The organism is Micromonospora globbae, assembly GCF_036184225.1.
GTDB lineage: Bacteria > Actinomycetota > Actinomycetes > Mycobacteriales > Micromonosporaceae > Micromonospora > Micromonospora globbae.
Genome location: NZ_CP108084.1, coordinates 2,343,964 through 2,361,393, shown reverse-complemented (window position 1 = coordinate 2,361,393; position 17,430 = coordinate 2,343,964). Strand labels below are relative to the sequence as shown.

Below are 17,430 nucleotides of genomic sequence, written 5' to 3'. Positions count from 1 at the left end.
CTGTGAACGACGCTCTTTGGGGGGCCAACTCGGTGTTCAGCCGCATCGCCATCGTCAACCGGGGAGAAGCCGCCATGCGGCTGATCCACGCCGTCCGCGAGCTCAACGCCGAGGCCGCAGCCCCGCCCATCGAGACCGTCGCGCTGTACACCGACGCGGAGCCCACGGCCACGTTCGTCCGCGAGGCCGACCACAGCTACTGCCTCGGGCCCGCCTCCGCGCGTCCGTACCTGGACCACGCCGTCCTCGAACGTGCCCTCGTCGAGACGGGCGCGGACGCGGCGTGGGTCGGCTGGGGCTTCGTCGCCGAGGATCCGGCGTTCGCCGAACTCTGCGCGAAGCTGGGGGTCACGTTCATCGGGCCCAGCCCCGAGGCGATGCGCACGCTCGGCGACAAGATCGGCGCAAAGCTGATCGCCGAGGAGGTCGGCGTGCCGGTGGCGCCGTGGAGCCGTGGCGCGGTGGAGAACCTGGCCGCGGCCAAGCGCGCGGCGGCCGAGATCGGCTACCCGCTGATGCTGAAGGCGACCGCCGGCGGCGGCGGACGGGGCATCCGGGTCGTCCGCAGCGACGAGGAGCTCACCGACGCGTACGCGCGCACGAGCCTGGAGGCCCAGCGCGCCTTCGGCAGCGGCGTCGTGTTCCTGGAGCGCCTGGTCACCGGCGCCCGGCACGTCGAGGTGCAGGTCATCGCCGACGGCCAGGGCACGGCGTGGGCGCTCGGCGTCCGCGACTGCTCGGTGCAGCGGCGCAACCAGAAGGTCATCGAGGAGTCGGCGTCGCCGGTGCTCGCCCCCGAGCAGGTCCGCGAGCTGAAGGCGGCGGCCGAGCGGCTCGCGCTGGCTGTGGACTACCGGGGCGCCGGCACCGTCGAGTTCCTGTACCACCCCGGTGAGAAGCTCTTCGCGTTCCTCGAGGTCAACACCCGGTTGCAGGTCGAGCACCCGATCACCGAGGCGACCACGGACTTCGACCTCGTGAAGGCGCAGATCCACGTCGCGGCCGGCGGCCGGCTCGGCGACCGGATCCCCGCCGAGGCCGGGCACGCCGTCGAGGCGCGCCTCAACGCCGAGGACCCCGACCGCGACTTCGCGCCCTCGCCCGGCCGGATCGTCCGGCTGGCCCTGCCCAGCGGCCCCGGCATCCGCGTGGACACCGGCGTCAGCGAGGGCGACGTGATCCCCGCCGACTTCGACTCGATGATCGCCAAGATCATCGCCTACGGCCGGACGCGCGACGAGGCGCTCGGTCGGCTCCGCCGCGCCGTCGCCGAGACCACGGTGATCATCGAGGGCGGCGCCACCAACAAGAGCTTCCTGCTCGAACTGCTCGACCAGCCCGAGGTGATCGACGCGAGCGCGGACACCGGCTGGATCGACCGGGTCCGCGAGCAGGGCCGCCTGGTCTCCACCCGGCACTCCGGCGTCGCGCTGGCCGCGGCGGCCATCGAGGCGTACGAGGACCAGGCCCTCGTCGAGCGGCAGCGCCTGCTCACCACCGCGCACGGCGGGCGTCCCCAGGTGCAGCACGAGAGCGGCCGGCCGATCGATCTCAAGCTCCGTGGCGCCAGCTACCGGGTGACCGTCGCGCAGACCGGGCCGCGCCGCTTCCGCGTCGGCATCGGCACCGCCCCGGCCGTGGACGCCGAGCTGGAGCGTTTCGACGAGCACACCGGCCGGATCGTGGTGAACGGGCAACGGTTCCGGCTGGTCACCGACACCCACGGACCCACCCACCTGGTCGAGGTGGACGGCGTCACGCACCGGGTCAGCCGGGACGAGGGCGGCGTGCTGCGCTCGCCCGCGCCGGCGCTGGTCGTCGCGACGCCGCTGGAGGTGGGCGACGAGGTCGAGGCGGGCGCGCCCGTCCTCGTCCTGGAGAGCATGAAGATGGAGACCGTGCTGCGGGCGCCGTTCGCGGCGCGGCTGCGGGAGTGCCTGGTCTCCGTCGGCAGCCAGGTGGAGACCGGCGCGCCGCTGCTGCGCCTGGAGCCGGTCGGCGATCCCGCGGCGGGCGAGGCCGCGCAGGCCGAGGCCGTCGACCTGGACCTGCCGCCCGAGCCGACCGACCTGTCCGCCGAGGCCCGCGTGGCGCGTGGCATCGCCGACCTGCGCGGGCTGCTGCTCGGCTACGACGTCGACCCCCACGACGAGCGTCGCGCGCTGACCGCCTACCTGGCCGCGCGGGCCGAACTCGGCCGCCGGCCGCTGGAGGAGGAGGTCGGGCTGCTGCAGGTGTTCGCCGACCTGTCCGAGCTCAGCCGCAACCGGCCGCTCGGCGAGGAGACCCGGGCCGACACCCGCGTGCACAGCCCCCGCGAGTACTTCCACGCGTACCTGCAGTGCCTCGACGTCGACCGCGCCGCCCTGCCGGACACGTTCCGCACCCGGCTGGCCCGGGTGCTGGCCCACTACGGCGTCGAGGACTTCGAACGCACCCCGGCCCTGGAAGAGGCCGTGTTCCGGATCTTCCTGGCGCAGCAGCGGGCGTCGGCCGACGTCTCGGTGATCGTCACCTTCCTCCAGACGTGGCTGGCCGAGCCGCTGCCCGGCGACGAGCTGCGCGAGATGGTCGGCCAGGCGCTGGAGCACCTGATCTTCGCCACCCAGCTCCGGTTCCCGGTGGTCGGCGACCTGGCCCGCAGCATCGTGTTCCGCTGGGCGGCGCAGCCGATGCTGCGCCGCAAGCGCGCCGAGGTGTACGCGGCCGTCCGCGGCCACCTGCGCCACCTCGACCGGCACCCGGACGCGCCGGACCGGGCCGAGCGGATCGCGAAGATGGTGTCCTCGCCCGAGCCGCTGGTGCGCCTGCTCGGCCAGCGGATCGGCAAGCCCGGCCGCGACCACGGCCCGATGCTCGAGGTGCTGAGCCGCCGCTACTACGGCAACCGCGGCGTGAGCGGGGCGCGGTGCGTGACGACGGCGGGGCACGCCTTCTTCACGGCCGAGTACGACCGCGACGGTGAGCGGTTCCGGCTGGTCGCCGCGGCCGCGGACTTCACCGAGCTGCCCGCGGTCCTGGCGCAGGTCGCCGCGCTGTCCGGCCCGGGCGCCGTGGCCGACGTGTACCTCACCTGGACCGACCAGCCCGCCCCGGACGCGATGGCCGCGTCGCTGCGCGAGATCCTCGATGACGCCGGGCTGCTGGACGTCGTCTCACGGGTGACGGTGTCGGTGGCCGGGCGCACCGGGACGGAGATGCACCACCACTTCACGTTCCGGCCCGGTACCGGGGAGGACCGGCTCATCCGCGGGCTCCACCCGCTGATCGCCGAGCGCCTGCAACTGCCCCGCCTGCGGAACTTCGACCTGACCCGGCTCCCGTCGGCCGACGAGGAGGTCTACGTCGTCCACTGTGTCGCGCCCGACAATCCGGCCGACGAGCGGCTGGTGGCGATGGCCCAGGTCCGCGACCTGACGCCGCTGCGCGTCGCCGACGGACGGATCCTCGCGCTGCCCGCCGCCGAGGGCGCGCTGGACGCGTGTCTCGACGCCATCCGCAAGGTGCAGGCGCAGCGGCCGGCGAAGAAGCGGCTCGACACCAACCGGATCATCATCTACGTCTGGCCGCCGAGCGAGCTGACCACCGAGGAGCTGAACGCCGTCGCGCAGCGTGTCCTGCCGCGCACGGCCGGCGCGGGCCTGGAGGAGGTCCTGTTCCTGGGCCGCCAGCGCGACCGGGCCACCGGCGAGCTGACCGACATCGCCGTGGAGATCTCCTACCACGCCGGCATGCAGGTGTCGGTCACGGCGCCCACGACCGAGCCGATCCCGCCGCTGGACGACTACCGGCAGAAGGTGCTGGCGGCGCGGCGGCGCGGCACGACGTACCCCTACGAGCTGACCGACATGCTGGCCGGTCCGCGCGGCACCTTCACCGAGTACGACCTGGACGACGCCGGCCAGCTGGTCCCGGTGGAGCGGCCGAAGGGGCGCAACCGGGCCGGCATCGTGGCCGGTGTGGTGAGCACGCCCACCGAGCGCTACCCCGAGGGCGTCACCCGGGTGGCGCTGCTCGGCGACCCGACCCGGGCGCTGGGCGCCCTCGCCGAGCCGGAGTGCGCGCGGGTGATCGCCGCGCTCGACCTGGCCGAGCGGATGCGCGTACCGGTCGACTGGTTCGCGGTGTCGGCGGGCGCGCGGATCTCGATGAGCTCGGGCACCGAGAACATGGACTGGGTCGCGGCGGCGCTGAAGCGGATCGTGGAGTTCACCCAGCGTGGCGGTGAGATCAACATCGTGGTCGCCGGGATCAACGTGGGCGCCCAGCCGTACTGGAACGCCGAGGCCACGATGCTCATGCACACCAAGGGCATCCTGGTGATGACCCCCGACTCGGCCATGGTGCTGACCGGGAAGCAGTCGCTGGACTTCTCCGGCGGGGTGTCGGCCGAGGACAACTTCGGCATCGGCGGCTACGACCGGGTGATGGGCCCCAACGGCCAGGCCCAGTACTGGGCGCCGGACCTGCGTGGCGCCCGGGACCTGTTGATGGCGCACTACGACCACACCTACGTGGTGCCGGGGGAGGCGCGACCGCGCCGGGCCGTCACGTCCGACCCGGTCGACCGCGACATCTGCACGTACCCGCACGTGGTGCCGGACAGCGACTTCACGACCGTCGGCGAGATCTTCTCGCGGGACCGCAACCCCGACCGTAAGAAGGCGTTCGACATCCGTACGCTGATGCGCGCCCTGGCCGACCAGGACCACGCGGTCCTGGAGCGGTGGGCGGGCATGGCCGACGCCGAGACCGCCGTCGTGCAGGACGTGCACCTCGGCGGCATCCCGGTGTGCCTCGTCGGCATCGAGTCCCGGTCGGTGCCGCGGCGCGGGTTCCCGCCGACCGACGGGCCGGACACGTACACGGCGGGCACGCTCTTCCCGCGTTCGTCGAAGAAGGTGGCGCGGGCGATCAACGCGGCCAGCGGGAACCGGCCGCTGGTCGTGCTGGCGAACCTGTCCGGGTTCGACGGGTCGCCGGAGTCGATGCGGCAGCTCCAGTTGGAGTACGGCGCGGAGATCGGCCGGGCCATCGTGAACTTCGACGGGCCGATCGTGTTCTGCGTGATCTCGCGGTACCACGGCGGGGCGTTCGTGGTGTTCTCCAAGGCGCTCAACCCGAACATGACGGTGCTCGCCGTCGAGGGCTCGTTCGCGTCGGTCATCGGCGGGGCGCCCGCCGCGGCCGTGGTCTTCGCCGGCGAGGTGAACGCCCGCACGGCGAAGGACCCGCGGGTGGCGGAGCTGGAGGCGCGCGTCGCCGCAGCAAGCAACGGGGAGCGCGCGGCGCTGGTCACGCAGCTCATGGACGTCCGGGCCGCGGTCCGGTCGGAGAAGCTGGGCGAGGTGGCCGCCGAGTTCGACGGGGTGCACAGCATCCAGCGCGCGGTCGAGGTCGGCTCGGTGGACGCCATCATCCGGCCCGAGGAGCTGCGTCCGCAGATCATCGCGGCGGTCGAGCGCGGCCTCGGGGCCTGACACCGCCGGCTGCCCGGGACCGGTCCTCGGACCGGTCCCGGGCAGCGGCCGTACGGGCGTCCGTGAACCGACGGGCGGGAGCATGCCGCCGATCCGGCCCGCGTGACCAAGATCACCTTCCGTGCGCGGCGGGGAAACCGCATCGTGGCCGGTCCGGGCTCCGGGTGACCCCGGACCCATAATCTTGACTCATTCCAAAAAACGAAGCAGACTTCGGGGCGTGCCCACGACCCTGGACTTCCCGCGGATGCTGCGTGCCGCCGCGCTGCGCGTGACCCGCCCCCGGCTGGCGGTGCTCGACGCGGTGCACACGCATCCGCACGCCGACACCGAGTCGATCATCGGTGTGGTGCGCACGGAACTCCCCGACGTCTCCCACCAGACCGTGTACGACGCGCTGCACGCGCTGACGGCCGCGCGTCTGGTGCGGCGGATCCAGCCCTCCGGCTCGGTGGCCCGCTACGAGTCGCGGGTCGGGGACAACCATCACCACGTGGTGTGCCGGTCCTGCGGGCTCATCGCCGACGTCGACTGCGCCGTCGGTGAGGCGCCCTGCCTGACCGCGTCCGACGACCACGGCTTCTCGATCGACGAGGCCGAGGTCGTCTACTGGGGCCGGTGCCCCGACTGTTCCGCCGCAGGCAACTCCTGATCCCCCTGGTACGCCCAGTCACGGAAGGAACCAGATGTCCGAGAACCACGACGCCGTCGTCCACGACGCCGAGGCGGGCAGCGAGTCCCGCTGCCCGGTCGCGCACGGACGCGCCCCTCACCCGACGGAGGGTGGCGGCAACCGCGGCTGGTGGCCGAACCGTCTCAACCTGAAGATCCTCGCCAAGAACCCCGCGGTGGCCAACCCGCTCGGCGAGTCGTTCGACTACGCCGAGGCGTTCAAGTCCCTCGACCTGGCCGCCGTGAAGCGGGACATCGCGGAGGTGCTCACCACCTCGCAGGACTGGTGGCCGGCGGACTTCGGCCACTACGGCCCGCTCATCATCCGCATGGCGTGGCACAGCGCGGGCACCTACCGCATCAGCGACGGCCGCGGTGGCGCCGGCCACGGCCAGCAGCGGTTCGCGCCGCTGAACAGCTGGCCGGACAACGCGAACCTCGACAAGGCCCGCCGCCTGCTCTGGCCGGTCAAGAAGAAGTACGGCCAGAAGATCTCGTGGGGCGACCTGATGATCCTCGCCGGCAACGTCGCGCTGGAGTCGATGGGCTTCAAGACGTTCGGCTTCGCCGGCGGCCGTGAGGACGTCTGGGAGCCGGAGGAGGACGTCTACTGGGGCCCCGAGACCACGTGGCTCGGCGACGCCCGCTACACCGGCGACCGTGAGCTGGAGAACCCGCTCGCCGCCGTGCAGATGGGCCTCATCTACGTCAACCCGGAGGGCCCGAACGGCAACCCGGACCCGGTGGCCGCGGCCCGCGACATCCGCGAGACGTTCGGCCGCATGGGGATGAACGACGAGGAGACCGTCGCGCTGATCGCCGGCGGCCACACCTTCGGCAAGACCCACGGCGCGGGCCCGGCCGACCACGTCGGCCCGGAGCCCGAGGGCGCCCCGCTCGAGGAGCAGGGTCTGGGCTGGAAGAGCAGCTACGGCAGCGGCAAGGGCGCGGACGCCATCACCAGCGGTCTGGAGGTCACCTGGACCTACCACCCGACCCGGTGGGACAACGAGTTCTTCCACATCCTGTTCGCGTACGAGTGGGAGCTCATGAAGTCCCCGGCCGGCGCGCACCAGTGGCGTCCCAAGAACGGCGCCGGCGCGGACCTGGTGCCCGAGGCCCACGACCCGACGAAGCGCCGCGAGCCGCGGATGCTGACGACGGACCTCGCGCTGCGGTTCGACCCGATCTACGAGCAGATCTCGCGGCGGTTCCACGAGAACCCCGACCAGTTCGCGGACGCCTTCGCCCGGGCCTGGTTCAAGCTCACCCACCGCGACATGGGCCCGGTTTCCCGCTACCTCGGCCCGGAGGTGCCGAGCGAGACGCTGATCTGGCAGGACCCGCTGCCCGCGGTCGACCACGAGCTGGTGGACGCCGAGGACGTCGCGGCCCTCAAGCAGCAGATCCTCGCCTCGGGCCTGTCGGTGTCCCAGCTGGTCTCCACCGCGTGGGCGTCGGCGTCGACGTTCCGGGGCAGCGACAAGCGCGGCGGCGCCAACGGCGCGCGGATCCGCCTGGAGCCGCAGCGGAACTGGGAGGTCAACGACCCCGACGAGCTGGCGCGGGTGCTGCGCACCCTGGAGGGCATCCAGGAGGCGTTCAACGCGTCGCAGACCGGCGGCAAGAAGATCTCGCTGGCCGACCTGATCGTCCTCGCCGGTGGCGTGGGCGTCGAGCAGGCGGCCCGCAACGCCGGCTACGACGTCGAGGTGCCGTTCACGCCGGGGCGTACGGACGCCTCCCAGGAGCAGACCGACGTGGAGTCGTTCGCGGCGATGGAGCCGACCGCGGACGGGTTCCGCAACTACCTCGGCAAGGGCCACCGCCTGCCGGCCGAGTACCTGCTGCTCGACCGCGCGAACCTGCTGACCCTCAGCGCGCCCGAGATGACCGTCCTCGTCGGCGGCCTGCGTGTCCTCGGCGCGAACTACCAGCAGTCGCCGCTGGGCGTCTTCACCACCAACCCCGGGTCGCTGACCAACGACTTCTTCGTCAACCTGCTCGACCTGGGTACGACGTGGAAGCCGACCTCGGAGGACTCGACCACGTTCGAGGGTCGCGACTCCGCGACCGGCGAGGTGAAGTGGACGGGCAGCCGGGCCGACCTCGTGTTCGGCTCGAACTCCGAGCTGCGCGCGCTCGCCGAGGTCTACGCGAGCGACGACGCGCACGAGAAGTTCGTGCAGGACTTCGTGGCGGCGTGGGTCAAGGTCATGAACCTGGACCGGTTCGACCTCGCCTGATCCCACACCGACGGCAGGGCCGGCCCCCGCACGGGGGCCGGCCCTGCCGCATCCGCCCGCCGGTGGCGCCGCGCGGGCGCCCTGATCGTGTCGCGGCCGCCTCGGCCCTGCCCGGCCGATCGCGACCGCGCCGCGTGTCGCGGGCCGGTGTCGTGGCCCGTGGTGTCAGAACTCCTCGTAGACCGCCGGGTCCTGGCCCGCGAGACGCCCGTCGGGGCGGCCCAGCGCGGTGATGGCCGCGATCTCGGCCTCGTCGAGCGCGATGTCGAAGATGCCGAGGTTCTCCCGCTGCCGCTGCGGCGACGCCGCCTTGGGGATGGGGATGACCTGGCGGGCCACGTGCCAGGCGAGGATCGTCTGCGCGGGCGTGACGCCGTGGGCGGCCGCGATCTCCGTGACGACCGGGTTCTCCAGCAGGTCGTTCCCGCGGCCGAGCGGGCTCCAGCCCTGCACGAGGATCCCGTGCTCGCGGTGGTGGTCGAGGGCGTCCTGCTGCGGAAAGTACGGGTGGATCTCGATCTGGTTCACGACCGGGGCGACCCCGGTCTCGGCCACCAGCCGGTCGATGTGCTCGGGAAGGAAGTTCGACAGTCCGATGTGCCGGACGAGCCCGCGCTCGCGCGCCTCGACGAGCGCCTTCCACGCCTCCACGTACAGCCCGGTCCTCGGGTTCGGCCAGTGGATCAGGTACAGGTCGATCCGGTCGAGGCCGGTGCGGTAGACGCTCTCCTCGATCGTGGCCAGCGCCTCGGCGTAGCGGTGGTGCCGTCCCGGCAGCTTCGACGTGACGATCAGTTCGTCGCGTACGTCGCCGGCGGCGCGGACGGCCCGGCCCACCGCGCCCTCGTTCTCGTAGTTCACCGCGGAGTCGATCAGCCGGTAGCCGGCCCGGATCGCCTCGCCGATGGCGTCGACCCCCTCGGAGCCGGTCAACCGGTAGGTGCCGAGCCCGATCGCCGGCAACGCGGTGCCGTCGGCGGCCGTCAGGCGGGGAATCGTCATCGTGCTGCTGCCTCTCCGGTGGCGCGGATCGGGCGACCGGGTCGCCCTCCCGCGTTCCTATGCCTCGTCCTGGTCCTTGCGGTGGGACCGCCGCGACGAGGACCAGCCCTGCCGCTGCAGCCGTTCGATGCCGTCCAGCAGCAGGTCCAGCGCGAACTCGAACTCGAACTGGTCGTCGCAGCCCTGCCCCACGACAGTGTCGCCGTCGTGGGAGGCCGCCGTGGAGATCTCCGCCAGGTGCGGGAACCGGGCCGCGACCTCCGCCGGCAGGGCCGCCGGCGGATCCGGGTTGGTCGCGCCGGACCGGCCGGCCTGCCGGGAGGGATCGAACAGTTCCTGGCTGAAGCCCAGGATCCGGCTGCCCATCGCGTGCATCACGTGGTGGGCGAGGTCGGTGGAGAAGCCGCCGGCCCGGAGGGTCGCGACCACCGAGTCGAGGTAGGCGAGGATGGCCGGCGTCGCCATGGTGCGCGACTCGATCGCGAGCGGCGCCCAGGGGTGGCGCCGCAGCGCCCGCCGCGCCGAGAGGATGCGCCGGCGCACCGACTGCTTCCAGTCGGTGCCGGGCACCGGGGGGTCGATCTCCCCGACGACCACGTCGATCATCCCGTCGAGCAGTTCGTCCTTGTTCGCGACGTGCTTGTAGAGAGCCATCGGTACGACGCCCAGGTCCTGGGCGAGGTTGCGCATGCTGAGGGACTCGATCCCGGCCTCGTCGGCGAGCGCGACGGCGGCACGCAGGATCCGTTCCCTGCTCAGCGGCGTCCGGCGCAGCGTCTGCACCTGCTCAGGCATCTCGGGTCCTCGTCTTCCGGCAGCGGTTGAACCTTAACCGTCTTGACGGGTGTACGGCGTACACCTATGGTGCGTGACATGAGGTGTACGCCGTACACCCGAGGGAGGGAAGATGAAGGCGATCGTCCAAGACCGATACGGCCCGCCGGAGACGCTCACGCTCGCGGACGTCGACACGCCGGTGCCCGCCCCCGACGAGGTGCTCGTCCGGGTCGAGGCGGCCTCGCTCAACGCGTACGACTGGCACGCCATGCGGGGCGACCCGCTGATCGCGCGGCTGGCCATGGGCCGGTCACGGCCCCGGGCCCGCATCCGTGGCCGCGACTTCGCGGGCCGGGTCGAGGCCGTCGGCGCCGAGGTCCGGCAGGTGCGCCCGGGTGACGCCGTCTTCGGCGACCTCGGCGACGCCAACGGCGCCTTCGCCGAGTACGCGTGCGTGCCGGAGACCCTCGTCGCGCCGCGACCGGCGAACCTGACACCGCAGCAGGCCGCCGCCCTGCCGCTGGCCGGCGTCACCGCGCTCATGGGACTGTGCGACGTCGGCCGCGTCGGGCCCGGCTGCCGGGTTCTCGTCAACGGCGCCTCCGGAGGCGTCGGCACCCTGGCCGTCCAACTGGCCCGGGCACTGCGCGCAACCGTGACCGCGGTCTGCAGCACCCGCAACGTCGACCTCGTCGGATCGCTCGGCGCCGACCACGTCGTCGACTACACCCGCCACGACTTCACACGGGACACCCGCCGCCACGATCTCGTGTTCGACCTCGTCGGCAACCGCTCCCTCGCGGCGCTGCGGCGGGCGCTGACCCCGACCGGGACGCTGCTGCTCTCCGGCGGCGGCGTCTACCGTGGCGGCAGCCTCCTCGGACCGGTCGGGCTCATCACGCGCGGACGGATGCTGGCGCCCTTCGTCCGACAGCGGATCGTCGTGCTCACCACGGCACCCGGCCGGCGGCACCTCGACGCGCTCCGCGTCCACGTCGAGAACGGCCGCCTCACCCCGGTCATCGACCGGACGTATCCGCTCCACGAGGTGCCCGAGGCCATCCGGTACCTCGAAGGTGAACACGCGCGCGCCAAAGTGGTCATCACCATCTGACGCGCCCTACGCCTGCTCCGCGACCCGGAACGCGAGCGAACCCTTCGCCGTGCCGCGCACGGCGGTGATCGTCCAGCAGCCGGCCGTGGGGAACCGCCAGCCGGTGCCCCACTCCTCGCCGGGCCGTTCCCAGTTGCTGCCGCCGTGCGCCTCGGGACCCCAGGTCGGCTCGACGACCGTGCCGTCGGGGCCGGTGGCGCTGACGGCGAAGTCGCCACTGCCCGTCATGCGCCACACCACCTTGATCTCCGAGGCCGTGGTCAACAGCGGATCGCGGGGGAACAGCAGCGCCCACAGTGTCGCCCCGTCGCCGGTGCCCTGCCGCTCCAGCGTGGCGCCGGGCCCGCCGACCTGGGCGGTCGCCGGACAGGACGGCGAGGGCGCGGCGGCCGGTGGCGCCCCGGAGGGCGACCCGGACGGTGGGGGAGGGGCGGGGTCGCACCCGCCGAGCAGGAGCGCCGACGCGAGGCCGAGCCACCAGACGCTGAGGGCGGGCCGGGCCCGCGCCACGGAAGCCATGGTCGATGCTACCGCCGACGGGGCGACCGCCGGGTACCCGAAGCGCGCGGGCCCCGCCGGCTCGTCAGCTACGGGAGCGCGGCAGGCAGCACTTCTTGTACTTGAGGCCGGAGCCGCACCAGCAGGCGTCGTTGCGCTCCGGCGGCCAGGGGATCCGCGCGGCGGGCCGCGTCTCCAGCTCCCGCGCGTACCCGGCCCGGACCTGCGGGTCGGTCACGTCGCCGCGGCCGGTCAGCTCGTCCACCGACCCGCGCAGCACGTGCAGCCCGCCCCGGCCGGCGCCGGCCTGCCGGACCAGTTCCTTCTCCAGCCGCGCCCGGTGCGCGTCCCAGTCCGGCCCGTACACGTCGGTGAGCGCGGCCTGCTCGGCGAGCAGGCGGTCGAACTCGGCCCGGGGGAAGAAGACCAGGTCGGTCTCCCCGGCGGGCCGCTGCTGGGCGCGGCGGACGAGCTGCGCCTCCAGCCGGTCGGCGAGGTCGTCGTGCCGGTCGTGCGGCAGGTTCAGGTCCCGGCGTACGCGGTGCCGCTGCTGGAGCAGGAAGAACAGGACACCCGGCGCCTCCGGCGGCCCGACCTCGACGGCCGGCTCGGTCAGGGCCTGCGCCGGCTCGCCGCTGGCGGCGGCCCGCTGACCGAGCAGCGTGTCGACCGCCTCGCTGAGCCACTCGTCGGCCGTCGCCGTGCGTCCGCCGGCGTCCAGGGCCGCGCTGACGTACGCGGGGGCGTCCGGCTGTTGGGTGAGCAGCGGACGTAGGGCGTCCAGTTCGGCCATCGCCTCGTCCTCGCGACCACCGACCCGGAACAGGATCCGGGCCCGCAGCGCCCGGGCACGGCCGGCGCGGGCGTCGTCCCGGGTCGGGTACGCGGCCACGGCCCGGTCGGCGTACCGCAGGGCGGCGTCCAGCCGGGAGCGGATCTCGGCGATCTCGGCGGCCAGGGTCAGCGCGTCCCCCGCGTCGTCCGGGTCCGCCAGCCGGCCCTGATCCACGGCGTCGGCCAGGTCGGCGGCGACCCCGAGCGGGTCGGCCGTTCCGAGCGCGGAGCGGCGGATCTCGGCCAGGTCGGCGCTGGTGAGTACGTCTGTCGTCGGCACGATCTCACGGTACGTCCGCGGTGGCCGGATCCACCGCTGGATCACCTGTTACGCCGATCTCAGGCCGTGCCGGCGGTCACTGCACCGTCGCCGGCCGCCCCTGGGCCGGCGGACCGGGTGCTCACTCGTCCACCAGCAGGCCGGCCTGGGCGGCGAGCAACGCCAGCCGGATCCGGTTACCCGCGCCCGTCTTGGCCAGCAGGCTCGTGACGTGCGTCTTCACCGTCGTCACGCCGAGGTGCAGCCGCTGGGCGATCTCCCGGTTGGAGAAGCCGGCACCGACGAGGGCCAGCACGTCCCGCTCGCGGGCGGTCAGGGTGTCCGGCAGCGCGGGCGCCGGCGCCTCGCCGAGCCGCGCCCGCACCGCCTGGTCGACGAGGCGGCGCAGCACGGTGGGGCTGAACGGGGTCTCGCCGGCCGCCGCCCGGCGGATCGCCGCCAGCAGCTCGTCGGGGGAGGCGTCCTTGACGAGGAAGCCGCAGGCGCCGGCGGCGAGGGCGGGGAAGAGGTGGTCGTCGTCGTCGAAGGTGGTCAGCACCACGACCCGCACCGACGGCCGGTCGGCGAGGATCCGCGCGGTCGCGGCCGTCCCGTCGACGAGTGGCATCCGCAGGTCCATGAGGACCACGTCCGGCGCCACCTGCCCGGCCAACCGGATCGCCTGCTGGCCGTTCTCCGCCTCGCCGACCACCGTCATGTCGGGTGCGGAGTCGCAGAGCATCCGCAGGCCCGCGCGGACCAGCCGCTGGTCGTCGACGAGCAGCACCCGGATCATCGGGTCGCCCCCGCCGGCAGGACGGTCCGCAGCCGCCACCCGGCGCCGTCGGGCCCCGCGACCAGGGTGCCGCCGAGCAGTTCGACGCGCTCGCGCATGCCCGTCAGCCCGTGTCCCGGTTCGCCGTTCTCGGTCGCGGCGCGCCGCACGCCCCGGCGGGCGCCGTCGCCGCCGGGCCGGGCTGGGGCGTCCGCGCCGCCGTCGTCGCTGACCTCCCAGTGCACCGCGCCGTCCCGCATCCGGACGGACACCCGGGCCCGGGCGGTCGGGCCGGCGTGACGGGACACGTTGGCCAGACCCTCCTGGGTCAGCCGCAGGACCGCCAACCCGCGTACGGCGTCCAGCGTCGCCACCTCCGGGTCGATCGTGGCCTCCACCGTGAGGCCCGTCCTCACGGCCCGGTCCACGGTCTCGGCGAGCGCCTCGGGCAGCGCGCCCGGGTCGATCGGGACGTACCCGGACCCGTCGCCGACCGTGGCCGGGTTGCGCAGCACCGCCACCAGGCGGCGCAGGTCGGCGAGCGCCGCGCTGCCGCTGGCGTGCAAATCGTCGAAGACCTCGCCGACGCGTGGATCGGAGCCGGCGAGCACGTGCCGGGCCACGCCGACGCGCAGGACCATCGACGCCACGTGGTGGGCCACGAGATCGTGCAGTTCCCGGGCGATGGCCGCCCGTTCGCTGGCCCGGGCCGCCAGCGCCTCGACGGCCACCCGCTGGTCGGCCTGCCGGGCGAGCTGGCGGGCCGCCCGGATGTTGAGGCCGATCAGCAGCGGCACGCCCACCGTGAGGGCCACGCCGTAGAGCCAGGTGGGCAACCCGACCGGCGTGCCGTCGAACGAGTCGAGGACGTAGCCGGCGAGCAGCGCCGCGAGACCGACGGCCACCTGCCGGGTCGGCACCCGCAACGTCAGTTCCAGGACCGCCCAGGTGGCGCCGACCTGCGGCACGACCGGCTCGACCTGGCCGAACCAGCCGGCGAGGCCGAAGACCAGCGCCGAGGTGAGCGCGGCGGCCAGGGGCCACCGCACGCCGAGGGGGCAGATCGCGAGGGCGGCGGCCGCGAAGGCCCAGTCCACCGGGGCGTACGGGCCGTCGGCGTGCGGCCGCAGCAGCAGGTAGCCGATGCCGCTGAGGGCCAGCAGGGTCAGCCGGAGCCACGCGTACCGGTCGTCGAAGAGCCGCGACACCCAGCGGGTAACCACCATGTCAGGGTAGGCGTGGGTCGGGTGCCGGGACAGCCGCCGACCGGTCCGGCCCGGCGTCGACCGCCGGGCCGGACCGTCCGCCGCTCACGCGTACACCCGCGGGGGTTCGTCCTGACCGGACGGCGCCGGCGCCGTCCGGCGCAGCGCGAGCAGGACACCGACGGCCGTGACGGCGGAGACCACACCGGCCGCGGCGAGCGTCGCGCCGTCGGGGTGGACCAGCGGCTGACCGCGCAGGGCCTGCCAGGTGACGACCGCGAGCAGACCGGCGTACGCGACCGCGGCCGTGACGACGAGCCGCAGCCGGACCCGGACGTCGCGCAGCCGGGGGAACCGTCCGGCCAGCACGCCGAGCGCGATGGCCAGCAGCGGCAACGCCTGCAGGGCGTGCATGCCCACGAAGTGCGGGATGCGCAGGTCCCCGCCGGTGGTGCTCCACCCGGTGAGCGGCATCCCCGGCCCGCCGTCGGGCACGCCGACGCTGTGGGCGCCCACGAGCGTGACGGCGTCGGCGGCCCGCTGCTCGGGGGTCGGCAGGACCATGAGGTAGCCCAGGCCCATCCCGACCACCGCGATGAGCAGGCCCAGCCGCAGCGTCCAGGCGATCGCCCGGTCGGGTATCCGCTGCAGCATCAGCAGGACGGCGAGCACCAGCGTCCCGGCGTAGATCCCGGCGACGAGGGCGGCCATCATCCCGAAGATCGTGGCGTCCAACGGGGTCGCGACGTTGAAGTGGCTCTGCTGGCCCCGGGCGGCCTGCAGGGCGATCAGTCCCACCTCGAAGAAGCCGGTCACGGCGACCAGGGTGCCGGCCCACCAGGCGACGCGCCGGCCGCGCGTCATGAGCGGGATCATCCAGGCCAGCGTCACCACGTAGACGAGGAACGAGACGGCGAACTTGAAGGGTTTGAGCCAGATCGGCGCGCCGACCAGGATCCGGTCGTCGACGACCAACCCGACCAGGGACACGACGCCGAGCGCCGCCATCGTGGCGGCCACGGCCATGAGAGGTGGGTGCCAGCGGAAGGCCTGTCGCAGCGATACGGGTGAGTACGTCATGCCCTCGACGGTCGCCGAACCGCGGCGCCGGATCGCCCGCCCGCCGTCCCGGACCGCCGGCCCCCGGTACGAACCGTCCTCCTACCGTGGGAGGAGGACGGTTCGGGTGGCGTGACGCCCGGGTGTCCGGCGCGCGGGCGTCGTCGGGTCAGTGCCGGGGCGCGAACAGCATCCGTGCGAGCACGAGCAGCATCGCCGCGAAGCCGGCCACGAGGGCGAGCGGGGACCACGCCCAGCCGACGGTGAGGCCCAGCACGGCGAACGCCGCGATCGCGACCAGCCACAGCGTCACCGTGTAGAGGCCGAACCGGGCCGCGGCCGACGGGTCCTCCGTGAACCGGTCGCCGACGTCCTGGTGGGAGGCCGCGAACCGGAGCACCCAGGGCTTGTGGCGGTTGGTCTGCGTGGCGCCGAGGACCGTGAACACCACGATCGAGGCCACGACGGCGAGGGCGCCACCGATGAGCCAGGGCAGCTCGCGGTCGAGCGCGTAGCGCCACGCGCCGCCCGCGCCGAGCAGCGCGACGGTCGTGGCCGCGCCGTATCCGGCGGCGCGGCCGGCCGGCATCGGGTAGTTGGTGGTGGTCTCCTGCCGCAGCGCGTCGGCCACCACGAGGCCGGCGGCCAGCGCGACGGCGACGACCGCGACGAGTTGCGCCGGCCCGGGCACCGCGACGTCCACGGTGGCCAGCACGACAGCGGTGAGCGCGGCCGCCGCGACCGCCGCGAGGACGACCGTGCGTACCAGGAATCCGGGCTTCGGCCGTACCCGGTATCGCGCCCAGGCCGGCGTGGCGGCGTCGGTGGCGGTCTCCACCTCGTCGATCAGGGACCGGATGTCGCCCGCCTCGGGCATCGCACGCTGCGCGGCCGCGACGGGGGACAGGCCCTCGCGTTCGAACTCGGCCGCCCGGGCCACCAGGTTGGCGCGCATCTCCTCCTTCAGGTCCTGGAGGTCGGCCGTCATCTCGACGCCGGCGAAGGCCTCGTCGAGGAGGCGGTGGATCTCCATGGCGGAACCGCGTGTGGTGTCGTCGGTGGCGGTCATGACGGATGCCTTTCCAGTGATCGGTCTCCGGAGGTGGGGCGGTCGCCGAGGTCGAGCAGGGAGTCGATGAGGTCGCGGGTGACGACCCACGCGGCCAGGTTGCGGCGGTAGACGGCGTGACCGGCATCGGTGATGCGGTAGTACTTCCGCCGCCCGCCCCTGGTCTCGTCGCCCCAGTACGCCTCGACGAGCCCGTCCTTGACGAGCCGCCGGTAGCTCGCGTAGAGGGTCGCCTCCTTGATCTCGTACGCCCCGCCGGTGGCGTCGCGGATCGTCTTGAAGATCTCGAAGCCGTAGCTGTCGCCGCGGCGCAGGATCCCCAGCACGATCGTGTCGGTGTGGCCGCGCAGCAGGTCGGAGGCGAAGGCGTCGCCGAGGAGGGCGGTGTCGCTTCCGCTTCGCTCAAACATGTTCAGTACTGTATCAGATCAAGTACTAGC

At 73.6% G+C, this 17,430-nt stretch carries 13 protein-coding genes; 4 read left to right on the top strand and 9 right to left on the bottom strand.

All coding sequences use genetic code 11. The features are described from left to right. Positions 1 to 32: 32 nt before the first annotated feature. The 3 genes from OG994_RS10475 (at position 33) to katG (ending at position 8,398) form a co-directional block, all read left to right on the top strand. Entirely contained in the window at positions 33 to 5,480 is a 5,448-nt protein-coding gene (locus OG994_RS10475) for an ATP-binding protein (RefSeq protein ID WP_328853697.1), read from the top strand. A 247-nt stretch (positions 5,481 to 5,727) separates the two neighbouring features. Then, positions 5,728 to 6,132, top strand: a complete 405-nt coding sequence (locus OG994_RS10470; RefSeq protein WP_192902218.1) for a Fur family transcriptional regulator — start codon at positions 5,728 to 5,730, stop codon at positions 6,130 to 6,132. A gap of 34 nt (positions 6,133 to 6,166) precedes the next feature. Further along, positions 6,167 to 8,398, top strand: a complete 2,232-nt coding sequence (katG, locus tag OG994_RS10465) for a catalase/peroxidase HPI (protein ID WP_120330189.1) — start codon at positions 6,167 to 6,169, stop codon at positions 8,396 to 8,398. 165 nt (positions 8,399 to 8,563) lie between these two features. Here katG and OG994_RS10460 read toward each other — a convergent pair whose 3' ends face one another. Both OG994_RS10460 and OG994_RS10455 read right to left on the bottom strand, forming a co-directional pair. Further along, positions 8,564 to 9,400 carry an aldo/keto reductase gene (locus OG994_RS10460; protein WP_328853016.1) on the bottom strand — a complete coding sequence of 279 codons (837 nt, stop codon included), beginning with the start codon at positions 9,398 to 9,400 and terminating at the stop codon, positions 8,564 to 8,566. Between the two features lie 57 nt (positions 9,401 to 9,457). After that, complete coding sequence (locus OG994_RS10455) at positions 9,458 to 10,195, bottom strand: TetR/AcrR family transcriptional regulator (protein ID WP_120330191.1); 738 nt, start codon at positions 10,193 to 10,195, stop codon at positions 9,458 to 9,460. Positions 10,196 to 10,307: 112 nt separating this feature from the next. Between OG994_RS10455 and OG994_RS10450 the strand changes: the two genes are divergently transcribed. Then, positions 10,308 to 11,291, top strand: a complete 984-nt coding sequence (locus OG994_RS10450) for an NAD(P)-dependent alcohol dehydrogenase (RefSeq protein WP_328853015.1) — start codon at positions 10,308 to 10,310, stop codon at positions 11,289 to 11,291. A 6-nt stretch (positions 11,292 to 11,297) separates the two neighbouring features. On the opposite strand, the gene OG994_RS10445 is transcribed toward OG994_RS10450, so the two are convergent. From OG994_RS10445 to OG994_RS10415, 7 genes are all read right to left on the bottom strand, one after another. Beyond that, complete coding sequence (locus OG994_RS10445; protein WP_328853014.1) at positions 11,298 to 11,810, bottom strand: hypothetical protein; 513 nt, start codon at positions 11,808 to 11,810, stop codon at positions 11,298 to 11,300. Between the two features lie 64 nt (positions 11,811 to 11,874). After that, positions 11,875 to 12,903 (bottom strand): SEC-C domain-containing protein, encoded by a 1,029-nt coding sequence (locus OG994_RS10440; RefSeq protein ID WP_328853013.1) that lies wholly within the window; start codon positions 12,901 to 12,903, stop codon positions 11,875 to 11,877. Between the two features lie 121 nt (positions 12,904 to 13,024). After that, a complete protein-coding gene (locus tag OG994_RS10435; protein ID WP_328853012.1) occupies positions 13,025 to 13,678 on the bottom strand; it encodes a response regulator transcription factor in 654 nt (217 codons plus the stop codon). Then, entirely contained in the window at positions 13,675 to 14,880 is a 1,206-nt protein-coding gene (locus OG994_RS10430; protein WP_328853011.1) for a sensor histidine kinase, read from the bottom strand. Before OG994_RS10430 ends, OG994_RS10435 begins: the two co-directional genes overlap by 4 nt. A gap of 87 nt (positions 14,881 to 14,967) precedes the next feature. Next, a complete protein-coding gene (locus OG994_RS10425) occupies positions 14,968 to 15,942 on the bottom strand; it encodes a hypothetical protein (RefSeq protein ID WP_328853010.1) in 975 nt (324 codons plus the stop codon). Between the two features lie 148 nt (positions 15,943 to 16,090). After that, entirely contained in the window at positions 16,091 to 16,990 is a 900-nt protein-coding gene (locus OG994_RS10420; protein ID WP_328853009.1) for a permease prefix domain 1-containing protein, read from the bottom strand. Continuing rightward, on the bottom strand, positions 16,987 to 17,400 hold the full coding sequence (locus OG994_RS10415; protein ID WP_120330195.1) for a PadR family transcriptional regulator: 414 nt from the start codon (positions 17,398 to 17,400) through the stop codon (positions 16,987 to 16,989). The genes OG994_RS10420 and OG994_RS10415 overlap by 4 nt, the downstream gene beginning before the upstream one ends. Positions 17,401 to 17,430 lie beyond the last annotated feature (30 nt).